The 14,786-nt window shown below is 62.4% G+C and carries 9 protein-coding genes, 1 tRNA gene and 2 rRNA genes; 3 read left to right on the plus strand and 9 right to left on the minus strand.

The annotated features are described in order from the left end of the window. Positions 1-37 precede the first annotated feature (37 nt). A complete protein-coding gene (locus B5X78_RS08165; protein WP_079723921.1) occupies positions 38-1,423 on the minus strand; it encodes an MATE family efflux transporter in 1,386 nt (461 codons plus the stop codon). A 100-nt stretch (positions 1,424-1,523) separates the two neighbouring features. Here B5X78_RS08165 and B5X78_RS08170 point away from each other — a divergent pair, with 100 nt between their 5' ends. Further along, positions 1,524-2,753: a DUF3667 domain-containing protein gene (locus tag B5X78_RS08170; protein ID WP_176140805.1), complete on the plus strand. Its 1,230-nt coding sequence runs from the start codon at positions 1,524-1,526 to the stop codon at positions 2,751-2,753. Between the two features lie 7 nt (positions 2,754-2,760). Here B5X78_RS08170 and B5X78_RS08175 read toward each other — a convergent pair whose 3' ends face one another. Both B5X78_RS08175 and B5X78_RS08180 read right to left on the minus strand, forming a co-directional pair. Continuing rightward, positions 2,761-3,378 (minus strand): DUF3106 domain-containing protein, encoded by a 618-nt coding sequence (locus B5X78_RS08175; protein WP_176140806.1) that lies wholly within the window; start codon positions 3,376-3,378, stop codon positions 2,761-2,763. Then, a complete protein-coding gene (locus B5X78_RS08180) occupies positions 3,362-4,357 on the minus strand; it encodes a hypothetical protein (protein ID WP_139381462.1) in 996 nt (331 codons plus the stop codon). The genes B5X78_RS08175 and B5X78_RS08180 overlap by 17 nt, the downstream gene beginning before the upstream one ends. A 449-nt stretch (positions 4,358-4,806) precedes the next feature. On the opposite strand from B5X78_RS08180, the gene B5X78_RS08185 reads away from it, so the two are divergent. Then, positions 4,807-7,005, plus strand: coding sequence for a primosomal protein N' (locus B5X78_RS08185; RefSeq protein WP_079724475.1), 2,199 nt, complete (start codon positions 4,807-4,809; stop codon positions 7,003-7,005). A gap of 121 nt (positions 7,006-7,126) precedes the next feature. Further along, positions 7,127-8,395 carry an NAD(P)/FAD-dependent oxidoreductase gene (locus tag B5X78_RS08190; RefSeq protein WP_079723925.1) on the plus strand — a complete coding sequence of 423 codons (1,269 nt, stop codon included), beginning with the start codon at positions 7,127-7,129 and terminating at the stop codon, positions 8,393-8,395. Here B5X78_RS08190 and B5X78_RS08195 read toward each other — a convergent pair. From B5X78_RS08195 to B5X78_RS08220, 6 genes are all read right to left on the minus strand, one after another. Further along, positions 8,371-8,856, minus strand: coding sequence for a DUF1203 domain-containing protein (locus tag B5X78_RS08195; protein ID WP_079723926.1), 486 nt, complete (start codon positions 8,854-8,856; stop codon positions 8,371-8,373). The genes B5X78_RS08190 and B5X78_RS08195 overlap by 25 nt on opposite strands. Before the next feature lie 139 nt (positions 8,857-8,995). Beyond that, entirely contained in the window at positions 8,996-9,874 is an 879-nt protein-coding gene (gene rpoH / locus B5X78_RS08200; protein WP_079724476.1) for an RNA polymerase sigma factor RpoH, read from the minus strand. Between the two features lie 102 nt (positions 9,875-9,976). Further along, positions 9,977-11,227, minus strand: coding sequence for a dipeptidase (locus B5X78_RS08205; RefSeq protein WP_079723927.1), 1,251 nt, complete (start codon positions 11,225-11,227; stop codon positions 9,977-9,979). Between the two features lie 96 nt (positions 11,228-11,323). Further along, positions 11,324-11,438 (minus strand): 5S ribosomal RNA (gene rrf, locus B5X78_RS08210). Positions 11,439-11,563: 125 nt separating this feature from the next. Beyond that, positions 11,564-14,443 (minus strand): 23S ribosomal RNA (locus B5X78_RS08215). A 249-nt stretch (positions 14,444-14,692) separates the two neighbouring features. After that, positions 14,693-14,769, minus strand: a tRNA-Ile gene (locus B5X78_RS08220). Positions 14,770-14,786: the final 17 nt, after the last annotated feature.

Consider the following 14,786-nt stretch of genomic DNA (forward strand, 5'->3'; position numbering starts at 1 on the left):
ACAGCTTAGCGGTTCGCGGGTGACGGAGGCATGCCCCTTAAGTCACCGTGTCGGCAAGCGGCATGGGCGCCGCCAGCAGGCGGCGGCTGCTGCGGTTGAAACGCCAGCCCAGGCTGATGGCGGCGGCGGTCAGGCCCAGGATCAGGCCCAGCCACATGCCTTGCGGCCCCCAGCCCAGGCCCAGGCCTAGCCCGGCGCCCAGCGGCATGCCCAGGCCCCAGTAGGAGACCATGGCCAGCCACATGGGCACGCGGGTGTCCTTGAGCCCCCGCAGGGCGCCGGCCGAAAGCACCTGGATACCGTCCGGGAACTGGAACGCGGCGGCGAACAGCAGCAGGCTGCCGGCCAGCGTGGCCACCGCCAGATCCTGGGTATAGAGCGACACCACGGCGTCATGGCCGAACAGAAGCACCAGGGCTGACAGCGCCTGCGTGCACAGGACGATGGCGTAGCCGGCGTGGGCGGCGCGGCGGATGCCGAGCGGGTCGCGCGACCCCAGGGCGTGACCCACCCGGACGGTGGTGGCCTCGGCCACACCCATCGGCACCATGAAGCACAGCGCGGACACATTGATGGCGATTTGGTGCGCGGCAGCGGGTATCGCGCCCAAGCGGGCAATCAGCAGCGCGGTGACGATGAACAGGCTGCCTTCCATCAACACGGTGATGCCGATCGGCAGGCCGGTGCGCAGGAGCTGGCCGATCGCGGCGCGCTTGGGCAGCTCGAAGTGACTGAACAAGTGCAGCGGCGCAAAGCGCTTCGAATGCCACAGGTACAGCGCGAAGCAGATCGCCTGCAGCCACATGGTCAACGCCGAGGCGACACCCAGCCCGCCGGCGCCCATTTCCGGAAAGCCGAACTTGCCGAAGGTCAGCACATAGCCAACCGGCCCCAGCACCAGCAGGCCACCGAAGCCAAGCACCATGGTCGGCAGCGTCCAGTGCATGCCTTCGCTCAGATAGCGCATGCAGAAATAGAACGTCAGCGCGGGGACGCCCCAACGGATTGCGTGCAGGAAGTCGGTGGCGCCAGGAATGATCTCGGGTGCGATGCCGAACCACTTCAAACCGTAAGGGGCCACGCTCAGGAACGCGAACATCAACGCGCCCAGCCCCAGCGCCAGCCACAACGCCTGGCGGAACAACGGCGCGATCTCGTCGCGGCGCTTGGCGCCATCGAGTTCGGAGACCGATGCGGTCAGCGAAATCAAGGTACCGATCGGCACCATCATCGGCAGCCACAGCAGGGCCGTGCCCACGGTGACCGAGGCCAGCGTGGCGGTGCCGTGATGTCCGGCGATGACATTGTCGACAAAGCCGATCAGCCCGGTGGATACATGACCCAGGACCAGGGGCAAAGCCAGCTTCGCGGAGGTGCGAACCTCGTCGCCGAAGGTCGGCGAGCGGGGAAGTGAGGACGACATGGGGGGAGACCGCCGGACTACGGTCGCGCGGGCGCGCTGGCACCGGGTCACGGGAGGCCGGTATCTTACCCGCTTGGTCCCGGGGAATCACAAACCGCACATGAGCAACGACGTCCTGACGCACGCCGGCCCGCCTGCATGCGAAAACTGCACGGCCCTGCTGCAAGGCCAGTTCTGCCATCAGTGCGGACAGTCCTCGCACAATCCGCTGCGCAATCTGGGCCACGCGATCGAGGAAGTGTTCGAATCGTTCTGGCATCTGGACGGCCGCATCTTCCGCACGCTGCGCGCGTTGTGGTCGCCGGGCCGGTTGGCGAATAGCTATCTGTCAGGACATCGCGCGCCTTACGTGGCGCCGCTGCGCTTGTTCGTGATCCTGAGCGTGTTGACCTTCTTCCTGGCCCAGTACGCAGTGAGTTTTGGCGAGCGCGAGGCCGAGGGCGGCACCGGGAACACCGCCGAAGTCAACGCACGCAATGCGTTCAATGACGCCAAGACCGCCGAAGAAGTGATCCAGGATCGCGATGACGCCATCCGCGGTCTGTGGCAGGGCAAAGCAGCCGTACAAGGCATTCCTGGCGCCGCCACCGGCTTTGATCGCAGTGTGGAGGCCATGCGCAAGCAGGCGCGCGAACGCATCAAGGAGCTGGACCCCAAGCATCCCGAACTGCGCCTGCCGGTGGAGCAGACCGGACCGGTCGAGGACAGCGTCGAGGATGCGCCGTCCGCGCAGGACAAGGTGGCGCCCGAAGCGGCCCAGGCCGACAGCGCGGCCGCCAAGCCCGCGCCCAAGGTGACCGTGGCCGGCCACACCCTGGGCAAGCCTTCGGCGGATTCGGGATTCTTCCAGCGTTGGCTGGACAAGAAAGGCCAGCGTGCGTCAGACAACTGGGAGCGCTTCCAGAAAGATCCCGAACTGATGAAGCACGCGATCATGGGTGCGATTCCCACGGCGCTGTTCTTCCTGGTGCCGATTTTCGCGATTTTCCTGAAGCTGGCCTACATCGAAACCCACCGCAGCTATCTGGAACACCTGGTGGTGGCGCTCTACAGCCACGCCTGGTTGTGCCTGGCGCTGCTGACCTTGTGCGTGCTGGTGATGCTGGACAACTGGATTTCGCCGTACGCCGCGTGGGTGGGCGTGGTCATCGGTGTGATCGAATTCGTGATCTGGTGGTGGATGCCGATCTATCTGCTGATCATGCAGAAGCGCGTCTACGCGCAAGCCTGGTGGCTGACCGTGTTGAAGTACCTGATCATCGGTACGGTCTACCTGGTGCTGGTCGCGTTCGCTGCCGCCTTCGTGGGGATCAGCAGCTTCATCAACTGACCGTGGTTCACTGGTTGCGGCGGTGCTGCAACCAGGCGGCGCGTTGAGTGGCTGGCTGCTTCAACCATTCACGCCGGAAGCCGTCCCGTGACTGCGGGGGTATGCGCTGCGCCAGTGCGGCCAGATCATCGCGTTGCGCGGGATCGGTCTGCTTGAGCGCAATCAACACGTCAGCCCGCTGCCCCGGCGGCACGAAGGCGAACAGTGGCTGCAGGCGCGGCCAGTCCGCGCCCAAGGCCGGACCCAAGCGCCACCCTTGTTGCTGCATGGCGTCCTGATGCTCGAAGACCACGCGCAAGCGCGTCTGCTCGGTGGCGGGCAACAAGGCGAACTCGCGGGCGCTCTGACGCAGGCGGGCGCGCTCGGTCTCCTGCAGGGCCAACCACGCCTGGTAACGGCTGCGCTGATCGTCGCGCTGCCCGAGTGGCAGGGCATCCCATGCTTGCAGGCGCGTCTGCAACGCATGCTGCTGGCCGGTGGGGATCGCCTGCCAGGCGCGCAGATGCGTATCGACAGTGGCTTGCATGGACGCTGCCATCGGCTGCGCGCTGCCCGCGCCGAGCCCGGCCAGCAGCAGCGGCAACAACCACAGGCGCCGCGTTGACGCGTCAGAAGGTCGTGTCACGGCCTTCCTCTTGTTGTGGCACATCCGCGCGTGGTGGCGTCTCGGCCTGGGCCTGTCCTTCGATTTGCGCGCCTGCGGCGTACCAGGCCAGCAGATCGGCCTGCTGGCTCAGTTCGAATTCGCTGTCGCGCAGCATGGGCAAATCGGGATGGGTGGCCAGGCTTTCTTCCGGCGTCAGCACGCTGGCCGGCGCTTCGGCGGGTGGCAAGTGCTGGGTACGGATGTCCGGGTCTTCAGCCAGGCCCAACCGCGGCTCGGCGGACGGTTCCGGCCCACGCAGTTGCTGTGGCCACCAATCGCGCGGCACGAAGGTCGCCGCCAAGGCCAGGCAGCACACCAGCACCACCAGGACCCAGAGCATGTTCCACCGGCGCGATGGCTTGCCGGCGGCGGCAGGCATTTCATTGCGCGGCAGGGAAACCGTTGCGGCAGCACGACGCGGCGCTGTGGCCGGCTGCAAGGCGTGGTCGCGCAGCCGGGCCAGCCGCGCCATGCGCTCCTGCGAGAGCTCCTTCATCCGCGCTTGGATCGCTTCCGCCAGTTGCCGCCAGGCCTGCGCATCGGCGGCGCCATCGGCATCACGCGGGCAGGCAGCCGCCAACGCGGAGCGGTAATGGATCTGGTCGACCGCCAGCACTTCCAGCGCCTCGTCTTCGGGCAGGCCCGCCGCCAGCCGGGTCAGCAGGACCAAGCGGTCGTGGCCTGCCAGGGTTCCCAGATGCGCCACCTCACCGGACCAGCGACCGGAGGCCGGCTGTCGCAGACTGGTCGCGTTGATCAACCGCTGCCAGAACCGGCGCGGCCAGTCGGCCATCGGCAGCGGAGCGGCCTCGGCCTGGAACTGGTGCATCGCGGTAGCGACCGCCAGGTCGCCCACTTCGGCATCACCTGCCTGGAGTTCGGCAAACAGGGCGGCGCGCCGCTCCACGCCTCGTAGAAAGGCCACCAGGGCAGCGGGAGGGAGTGGCGTTTCAGGCATGTACGAGGGGACTCATCGTGGCTGCATGATAGCCGGCGAGTGTGATTCGCACGTGCTTGACACCGGTTCGAATTCTGCTCTCCCAAGCGGGACAAGGGTTTCGCGGAATTGCGTTGTGCACAGCGGTCACGCGACTGTCATCCACGCTGGGCTGCGGCGGCCTTCCGGCCACATTTCAGATAGGTTTCACATTCAAGCCGCTGTTTTACAAGGCAAAAGTGTCTGTGGCGTTTTTTTAGCCAACTTCCGGACGAGGCCTGAAAATGGCTCTTGTGCGCGTGGAGCAAAGCCGACATGCACAGATTTATCCACAGCTTGTGTGGATAAGCCGGAATCCCTTTGAGTGGCCGGCACTTGCGTGATCTTCGTCAACTTACAGGCAGCTTGATCGCGCAAACCGCGGACGGACCCGGCGTCGGCGACGGGCCGTTTACACTGGCGTACAGATGATTGATTCCACTGTCCTGCGCGTTGCGCTACCCGTGCCTTTGCCGCGCCTGTTCGATTACCTGCCGCCGGCAGACTCGACCGGGCGGCGTGCCGGTGTGCAGGATGTTGGCTGCCGCATCCGGGTTCCGTTCGGCAATCGCGAACTGGTCGGCTGGGTCGCCGAAGTGGGCGCGCCCACCGCCGACGGTCGGCCGGATCTGAAGCAGGCGCTGGCCTGGCTGGACGAAGCACCGTTGCTGGCGGGAGAGTTGCGCGAGTCATTGCTTTGGCTGGCGCGTTATACCCACGCGCCGCTGGGTGAAGTGTTCGCCACCGCCCTGCCGTCCCCACTGCGCCAGGGCGAGCCGCTGCCGCAGGCCCAGCAGAGCTCCGCGTGGCAGCTGAGTGAGGCGGGGGCCACCGGTATCGATCGCTTGCGCCCCGGTAGCCGCCCCCGTCATCTGGCGGAGCTGCTGCGTGCGGGCGCGCTCAGTGAGGACAGCCTGCAAAGCCAGTTGCCCGGTTGGCGGGCCACGATGCGATCGCTGGAGCAGCGGGGGCTGGTGACGCGCCAGGCCAGGCCCTTGGACGAACTGGCCCGCGCTGCGCCCCAGTCCGGGCCGGAGCTCAATCCCGAACAACAAGCGGCGGTGGCGGCCATCTCGGCCAGTCGCGGATTCGCCAGCTTCCTGCTGGACGGTGTTACCGGCAGTGGCAAGACCGAGGTCTACCTGCACGCCATCGCCGCCTGCCTGGAACGCGGCGAGCAGGCGCTGGTGCTGGTGCCGGAGATCGGACTGACTCCGCAGACGCTGGCGCGCTTCCGCAATCGCCTCGGCGTGCCGGTGCACGTGCTGCACTCGGGCTTGAATGACAACGAGCGTGCGCGCACCTGGGCCGCGTGCGCACGTGGCGAGGCGAGCGTCGTCGTCGGTACGCGCTCGGCGGTGTTCACGCCGCTGCCCAAGGCGGGCTTGCTCGTCGTCGACGAAGAACACGACGGCAGCTACAAGCAGCAGGACGGCATCCGCTACCACGCGCGCGACTTTGCGCTGGTGCGCGCCAAGGGACTCGATATCCCGGTGGTGCTGGGCACGGCGACGCCTTCGCTGGAGTCGCTGCACAACGCGCGCAGCGGCCGCTATGGTCACCTGCGCTTGCGCCAACGCGCCGGCAATGCGCGGCCACCCCGCGTGCGCGTGCTGGACGTGCGCAAGCGCCCCCTCGAGGCGGGCTTGTCCCCCGAGTTGCGGCAGGGTATCGCCCAGGCCCTGGAGGCCGGCGGCCAAGTGCTGGTGTTCAAGAACCGCCGCGGCTACGCGCCCATCCTGCTCTGCCACGACTGTGGCTGGAGCGCGCATTGCCATCGCTGCGATTCGCCGATGACTGTCCATGGCGGCGGACACCGCCTTCAATGCCACCACTGCGGCGCCCGCCAGAGCGCGCCGTTGGCCTGCCCGGACTGCGGCGGGCTGGCACTGCAGCCACAAGGCGTGGGTACCGAACGTCTGGAGGAGCATCTGGTTGAAGCCTTCTCGCAGGTGCCCGTCATCCGCATCGATCGCGGCACGACACAGCGACGGGACGGCCTGGCGAAACAGCTGGGAAAGCTGGGCGAGGCACCCGGCATCCTGGTGGGAACACAGATCCTGGCCAAGGGCCACGACCTGCCGCATCTGACCCTGGTGGCAGTGGTGGGCATCGACGAAGGTTTGTTTTCCGCCGACTTTCGCGCCAGCGAACGAATGGCCCAGCAGTTGATCCAGGTAGCCGGGCGCGCCGGGCGCGCGGACAAGCCTGGCGAAGTCTGGCTGCAGACGCATCATCCGACCCACCCCTTGCTGACCACCCTGATTCAGGGCGGCTACCACGCATTTGCCGACAGCGAGCTGGAACAGCGCAGTGCCGCTGGCTTTCCGCCTTTCGCCCACCTGGCGCTTATCCGCGCAGAATCCCAGCACGTGGAGGATGCGCATTCGTTTCTGCAGGCCAGCAAGCGCATATTGCAGGGCGCTGGCGTCGCGGTGGAAGTACAAGGCCCGTTGCCGGCGCCGATGCCGCGACGGGCTGGCTACCATCGGCAGCAGTTGCTGCTGAGCAGCGGCGAACGACGCGGACTGCATCAGCTCCTCGACATTGCCATGCCGGCGCTGTTCGCATTGCCGGAGGCGCGGCGCGTGCGCTGGTCCCTCGACGTGGATCCCATGGATCTGTACTGAAGGCGATGCGCCAGTAGGCGGGCCAACATACCGGACGACGCGGGAAACCGTCGCACCGTATGATGGATGCGCACCGCATCACCATCGCGGATGTGCACCTACTTTGGTCGAGCAGGCGAGCATGAGCGAAGCAAAGCAGCATGTGGTGATTGTGGGAGGCGGCTTCGGTGGCCTGTGGGCGACGCGGGCGTTGGCCGACGCAGACGTGCGAATCACGATGATTGATCGCCACAACCACCACCTGTTTCAACCTCTGCTCTATCAGGTCGCCACGGCCGGGCTGTCAGCGCCTGACATCGCCGCCCCACTGAGGCATATCCTGCGCAGACAGGGCAATGTTGAAGTGCGGCTGGCGGAGGTGGAACGCATCGAACCGCTGGCCCGGCGAGTCCATCTGGGCGATGGCAGCGAGATCGCGTTCGACTTCCTGATCCTCGCCAGCGGCGCGACCCATGCCTATTTCGGCAATGACGCGTGGGCCGCGCACGCACCCGGATTGAAGACGTTGGATGACGCGCTGCATCTGCGTCGGCATCTGCTGCTTGCGTTCGAACGCGCCGAGGCCGATCCCGATCCGGCGGCGCGCGCGGCATGGCTGAACTTCGCCGTGGTGGGCGGTGGCCCCACCGGCGTGGAGCTGGCGGGAACCTTGGCGGAAATCGCACGCCATACGTTGAGGAACGAATTTCGCCATATCGATCCCGGCCAGGCTCGCGTGCGTTTGATCGAAGCGGGTCCGCGCGTATTGGCCTCGTTCCCCGACGACCTGTCGGCACGGGCACGCCGGCAACTGGAACGCCTTGGCGTTGAGGTGAGCACGGGAACGCCCGTGTCCGACATCACCTCAGCAGGTTATCGCCTGGGTGGCGAGTTCGTCGCGGCGCGCACCGTCATCTGGGCTGCGGGCGTGGCCGCCTCACCGTTGGGGCGATGCCTGGGAGCGCCACTGGATCGCGCCGGGCGCGTCCATGTGGAAGCAGACCTGAGCGTGCCGGATCTTCCGCACGTGTTCGTCGTGGGTGACCTGGCCAGCGTGGACAGCGATGGCAAGCCCGTGCCCGGCGTTGCTCCTGCTGCCAAGCAGATGGGGCGGCATGCAGCACGGATGATTCGTGCGCGCCTGAGCAACAGGCCTTCAACCCCCTTTCGCTATCGCGACTTCGGCAACCTGGCGACCATTGGGCGAATGGCGGCCGTGGTGCATTGGCGTCGTCTCAAGCTGTCCGGCCTGCTTGCCTGGTGGTTCTGGTTGGCGGCGCATGTGTTCTTCCTGATTGGATTCCGCAACCGCCTGGTGGTGCTGTTGAACTGGGCATGGGCCTATTGGAGCTACCAGCGCAGTGCCCGGATCATTTTTGGTGGCGCTCAGGACGAAGAGTCGCCTTCGTAGCGATCCACGCGTGCGGCAAAGCAACCGGGCCGGGCGTTGTGGAGATGCAGGTAGGCGGTGGCGGGCTCCAGCAAATGGCGTCGGATGGTGACATCCAGCTTGTCGCCTTCGATCACGTCGGCGCTCCGCATCCATCCTGCTGCATCGTACGCACGCACGGAGATGAGGCGACGGTGGAATGCGACGGGCACCGCATCCGTCAGCGAGGCGGCCTGGGATGCCTGCTCACGCACGTAGATGGGACCGCTGGCGCGATAGGGGCCGGCCACGTCGTGATGGGTGAAAGGCAACAACAGCAAGGCTTCGCCCTCTCTCGCGTCCTCCAGCGAGATGCGGCAAGGAAAGCCGTGGTCGTCATCGGCTCTCACACGACGGATACTGCGCGACTCCAACTCCGGCTCGCTCAATAACCAGTAGTGCGAGAACAATTCGGGTGACAGGCCGGTGATCCGGTAATTCATGCGCGCGCTCCAGGTTGGAGCCACTACTCTTGCGCAGGTGGCAGTCGCGGGCACTCCGGAAATTGCGGCGCCAATCCGGACATCACATAAGCAAAACGGCCCACTGAGGGCCGTTTGCTTTGGTACCGTCGTTGCCGGATCAAGCGGCGAACAACGCCTTCATCTTCTTGAGGGCATTGGCTTCGATCTGGCGGATACGCTCGGCCGAAACACCGTACTCGTCGGCCAATTCCTGCAGCGTGATCTTGCTGTCCGCATCGAGCCAGCGACGCTTGATGATGTCGCGCGAGCGCTGGTCCAGACCGGCCATGCCAGCGCGCAACAATTCCAGCTGGTTGTCCTGGCTGTCCGCACGCTCGTACGCCTGCGAAGGATCCTCGTCGTTGGCAACGAGATAGCTGACCGGTGACGGCGGCGCATGATCGTCGTCATCATCGCTCGAGGCGTCGAAGCCGACGTCACGACCCGACAGACGAGATTCCATCTCCAGGACCTCACGCTCGGAGACGTTCAGATCCTTGGCGACAGCACTCACTTCCTCGGCATTCATCCAGCCCAGGCGGGTCTTGGACTTGCGCAGGTTGAAGAACAACTTGCGCTGCGCCTTGGTGGTGGCGACCTTCACGATGCGCCAGTTCTTGAGGATGAACTCGTGCATCTCCGCGCGAATCCAATGCACGGCAAAGCTGACCAGGCGCACGCCCATTTCGGGGTCGAACCGCTTCACCGCCTTCATCAGGCCTATGTTGCCTTCCTGGATCAGGTCGCCCAGCGGCAAGCCATAGCCGTTGTAACCTCGCGCGACATGGACGACAAAGCGAAGGTGGGAATGCACCAGCTCGCGTGCAGCATCCAAATCTTCCTGATCGCGGAAGCGGCGCGCCAACGCCTGTTCCGCATCGACCGTCAGGACCGGAATCTGGTGCACGGCACCGATGTAGGCCTCGAGCGAGCCGAGCGCGCTGGGAATCGGGAGGTTGTTGGCCACCAGTACGGTGGCTGGGCTGTTCTGGGTCATGGGCGTCATCTTAGCAGTCGGGTGGTATGACTGCTAACGCGGGGAAGAGTTCCCCATCGTTCCAAGACCGGAACGATGGAGCGTTCAGATTTCCGTAACTGATTATTTTTGCTTGGATTTTTCCGCTACCGCCTCGACTTGGGTGAGTACGCGGAGCAGGTTGCCACCCCAAATATCCTGGATGTCGGCCTCACTGTAGCCAGCGGCTAGTAGACGCTCAGTGATGCGCGGCAGGGCGGACACATCCTCAAGTCCATCCACCCCACCGCCGCCATCCCAGTCGGCGCCGATGCCGACATGCTGGGGTCCGGCGACTTTGAGGATGTGGAGCAGGTGACGCATATAATCGTCCAGGTTGGCGCGTGGCACCGGAAACTGCTGGTCGATCTTCGCGCGCTCGCCGAGGTAAGCCTGGATGGCTGCCTCGTCGCGGGAGCTCTCATCACCATACTTTTCGGACAACGCGTCCAAGGCTGCTTCGCGCGCGGGTATCTTGGGAATCGAGATCAGGTAGCCACCGTAGGCATTGACGTGAATAACGCCGCCTTTCTCCGCCAGTCGTTTGATTCGGGCGTCGTCGATATTGCGCGGGTGGTCGAACTCCGCGTCCGCGCTGGTATGCGATAGCACGATCGGCGCCTTCGACAATTCAAGCAACTGGTCGAATACGGCGTCACTGGCGTGGGACGCGTCGAGAATCAAACCCAGTCGATTTGCTTCTGCCACGAGAGCCTTGCCCTTCGGACTCAACCCTTTCCATTCCGGACCTTTGGCGTCTGTGGACGAGTCACCAAAATCGTTGTTCTTGACGTGGGTAATGCCGAGCATGCGCAGGCCCAGGTCGTAGTAAACGCTGACGAGGGAAGGATCGCTGGCCAGGGGCGACGCATTCTCCATGCTGATGAAGGAGACCCGCTTGCCTGCTGCGACGATTCTTTTCGCATCAGCTGCAGTTCGTGCAAGCTCGAACGAAGTGGGATTGGCCGCGAGCATCTCGCGTATTTCGGTGAGGCGAATCAATCCATGATCACGTGCTTCGCGATTGCCTGCGTCGTCCCTGTCGCCTTGTCCGGTGTAAATCACCCAGAAGCCTCCATCCAGGCCTCCTTCCTTCATCCGCGGAAGGTCCACCTGTGACTGGTCACCATCATGATCATGACGATCCAGGATGCTCCATCCAGGTCGCTCGAAATTGGCAGGCGTGTCCAGGTGCGTATCAATGACGAGCGCGGCTTCATGCACCTGCTTCGCTCGCTTCGACACTTCCACGGAGCCAGCCGCGGCCGGCGCTGAAAGGTACAAGGGCATGGACAGTACAGCCAGCATGCCAAGCGCCAGTAGACTTTGCTTCATTCAAGATCCCCAACTTGCGAAGTGAATCCCGATTGTTGGCGATCGGCGCGCAAAGAAAAACCCCCAACCTGCCGGTTGGGGGTTTAGGGGTAAAGCCCCTGGCGATGACCTACTCTTGCATGGCTTAAGCCACACTACCATCGGCGCAGCTGCGTTTCACTTCCGTGTTCGGGATGGGAACGGGTGGGACCACAGCGCTAATTTCACCAGGGAGACGGTTGGAGCGTCGCCATCCGTAATGGATGAGGCGCCTGTCTCACATAGGGTCTTGTGACGTAGCGTGTCTTGGGATTTTCATCTCGACGTTTCGTCGAGTCCAAGGCCACTTGAGGTTATATGGTCAAGCCGCACGGATCATTAGTATCAGTTAGCTCAACGCCTTGCAGCGCTTACACACCTGACCTATCAACCACGTAGTCTACATGGTTCCTTTAGGGGGCTTGTGCCCCGGGAAGTCTCATCTTGAGGCGCGCTTCCCGCTTAGATGCTTTCAGCGGTTATCGCTTCCGAACATAGCTACCCGGCAATGCCACTGGCGTGACAACCGGAACACCAGAGGTTCGTCCACTCCGGTCCTCTCGTACTAGGAGCAGCCCCTCTCAAACTTCCAACGCCCATGGCAGATAGGGACCGAACTGTCTCACGACGTTCTGAACCCAGCTCGCGTACCACTTTAAATGGCGAACAGCCATACCCTTGGGACCGACTACAGCCCCAGGATGTGATGAGCCGACATCGAGGTGCCAAACACCGCCGTCGATATGAACTCTTGGGCGGTATCAGCCTGTTATCCCCGGAGTACCTTTTATCCGTTGAGCGATGGCCCTTCCATACAGAACCACCGGATCACTAAGTCCTACTTTCGTACCTGCTTGAGCCGTCGCTCTTGCAGTCAAGCACGCTTATGCCTTTGCACACAGTGCGCGATGTCCGACCGCGCTGAGCGTACCTTCGAGCTCCTCCGTTACTCTTTGGGAGGAGACCGCCCCAGTCAAACTACCCACCATACATGGTCCCCGACCCGGATTACGGGCCTAGGTTAGAACGTCAAGCACATCAGGGTGGTATTTCAAGGTTGGCTCCACGACAGCTAGCGCCATCGCTTCAAAGCCTCCCACCTATCCTACACAGACGAACTCAACGTTCAATGTAAAGCTATAGTAAAGGTTCACGGGGTCTTTCCGTCTTGCCACGGGAACGCTGCATCTTCACAGCGATTTCAATTTCACTGAGTCTCGGGTGGAGACAGCGCCGCTGTCGTTACGCCATTCGTGCAGGTCGGAACTTACCCGACAAGGAATTTCGCTACCTTAGGACCGTTATAGTTACGGCCGCCGTTTACTGGGGCTTCGATCAAGAGCTTCGCCTTGCGGCTGACCCCATCAATTAACCTTCCAGCACCGGGCAGGCGTCACACCCTATACGTCCACTTTCGTGTTTGCAGAGTGCTGTGTTTTTGATAAACAGTCGCAGCGGCCTGGTTTCTGAGGCCCTCTTTAGCTCAGCTGCGCATGCAGCCACCAAAAAGGGCGCACCTTCTCCCGAAGTTACGGTGCCATGTTGCCTAGTTCCTTCACCCGAGTTCTCTCAAGCGCCTGAGAATTCTCATCCTACCCACCTGTGTCGGTTTACGGTACGGTCTTCGTGAGCTGAAGCTTAGGAGCTTTTCCTGGAAGCGTGGTATCAGTGACTTCGCTCTAAAGAGCTCGTCTCGGTGCTCGGTGTTAAAGGAACCCGGATTTGCCAAAGTTCCACACCTACCGCCTTTCCCCGGGACAACCAACGCCCGGTACACCTAACCTTCTCCGTCCCTCCATCGCACTCACGCGAGGTGCAGGAATATTAACCTGCTTCCCATCGACTACGGCTTTCGCCCTCGCCTTAGGGACCGACTAACCCTGCGTCGATTAACGTTGCGCAAGGAAACCTTGGGCTTTCGGCGTGCGGGCTTTTCACCCGCATTATCGTTACTCATGTCAGCATTCGCACTTCCGATACCTCCAGCAGCCTTCTCAAGCCACCTTCGCAGGCTTACGGAACGCTCCTCTACCGCGCACACTAAAAGTGTGCACCCCAAGCTTCGGTTCAGTGCTTAGCCCCGTTAAATCTTCCGCGCAGACCGACTCGACCAGTGAGCTATTACGCTTTCTTTAAAGGGTGGCTGCTTCTAAGCCAACCTCCTGGCTGTCTGTGCCTTTCCACATCGTTTTCCACTTAGCACTGAATTTGGGACCTTAGCTGTGGGTCTGGGTTGTTTCCCTTTTCACGACGGACGTTAGCACCCGCCGTGTGTCTCCCATACAGTCCGTCTTGGTATTCGGAGTTTGCCATGGTTTGCTAAGACGCGATGTCCCGCTAGCCATAACAGTGCTCTACCCCCAAGAGGATACATATGAGGCGCTACCTAAATAGCTTTCGAGGAGAACCAGCTATCTCCGGGTTCGATTAGCTTTTCACTCCTAATCACACCTCATCCCCTACCTTTGCAACGGGAGTGGGTTCGGGCCTCCAGTACCTGTTACGGCACCTTCACCCTGGGCATGACTAGATCACCCGGTTTCGGGTCTACTGCCCGCGACTATGCGCCCTTATCAGACTCGGTTTCCCTTCGCCTCCCCTATACGGTTAAGCTTGCCACGAACAGTAAGTCGCTGACCCATTATACAAAAGGTACGCAGTCACCCCGAAGGGCTCCTACTGCTTGTACGCACACGGTTTCAGGGTCTATTTCACTCCCCTCTCCGGGGTTCTTTTCGCCTTTCCCTCACGGTACTGGTTCACTATCGGTCGGTCAGGAGTATTTAGCCTTGGAGGATGGTCCCCCCATATTCAGACAGGGTTTCTCGTGCCCCGCCTTACTCGTCTTCACTGAAAAGGCCTTTTCGAATACCGGGCTATCACCGTCTATGGCCAGTCTTTCCAGACTGTTCTTCTAAAACCAATCCAGCTTAAGGGCTGGTCCCCGTTCGCTCGTCACTACTCAGGGAATCTCGGTTGATTTCTTTTCCTCCGGTTACTTAGATATTTCAGTTCACCGGGTTTGCCTCCAGCAGCTATGTATTCACTGCAAGATACTGCCGAAGCAGTGGGTTTCCCCATTCGGACATTGCGGGATCAATGCTTGTTGCCAGCTCCCCCGCACTTTTCGCAGGCTGCCACGTCCTTCATCGCCTCTGACCGCCAAGGCATCCACCGTGTGCGCTTATTCGCTTGACCATATAACCCCAAGTCGCCTCGGAGTTACACGCCGTGTTTATGGGGTACAAAGCCATAAACGCGAACATACGACTCAATTAATTAGGGACTCGTAGTCCCCGCCTTAGCCTCAACGACACGTCTTAAGATGAAAATCTTAAACGCTCGCTACGTCACAAGTTTTTAAAGAACACGAAGCCGGCTTCAGCGCCAACTCGTTTCAAAATCTTTTAGTGTGCGTGCAATTCCAGAGTTGCTGCGGACCTGGTTTGGTGGGTCTGGGAGGACTCGAACCACCGACCTCACCCTTATCAGGGGTGCGCTCTAACCACCTGAGCTACAGACCCAAAAGTCGCTCTCATAG

The organism is Pseudoxanthomonas indica (assembly GCF_900167565.1).
Classification (GTDB): domain Bacteria; phylum Pseudomonadota; class Gammaproteobacteria; order Xanthomonadales; family Xanthomonadaceae; genus Pseudoxanthomonas_A; species Pseudoxanthomonas_A indica.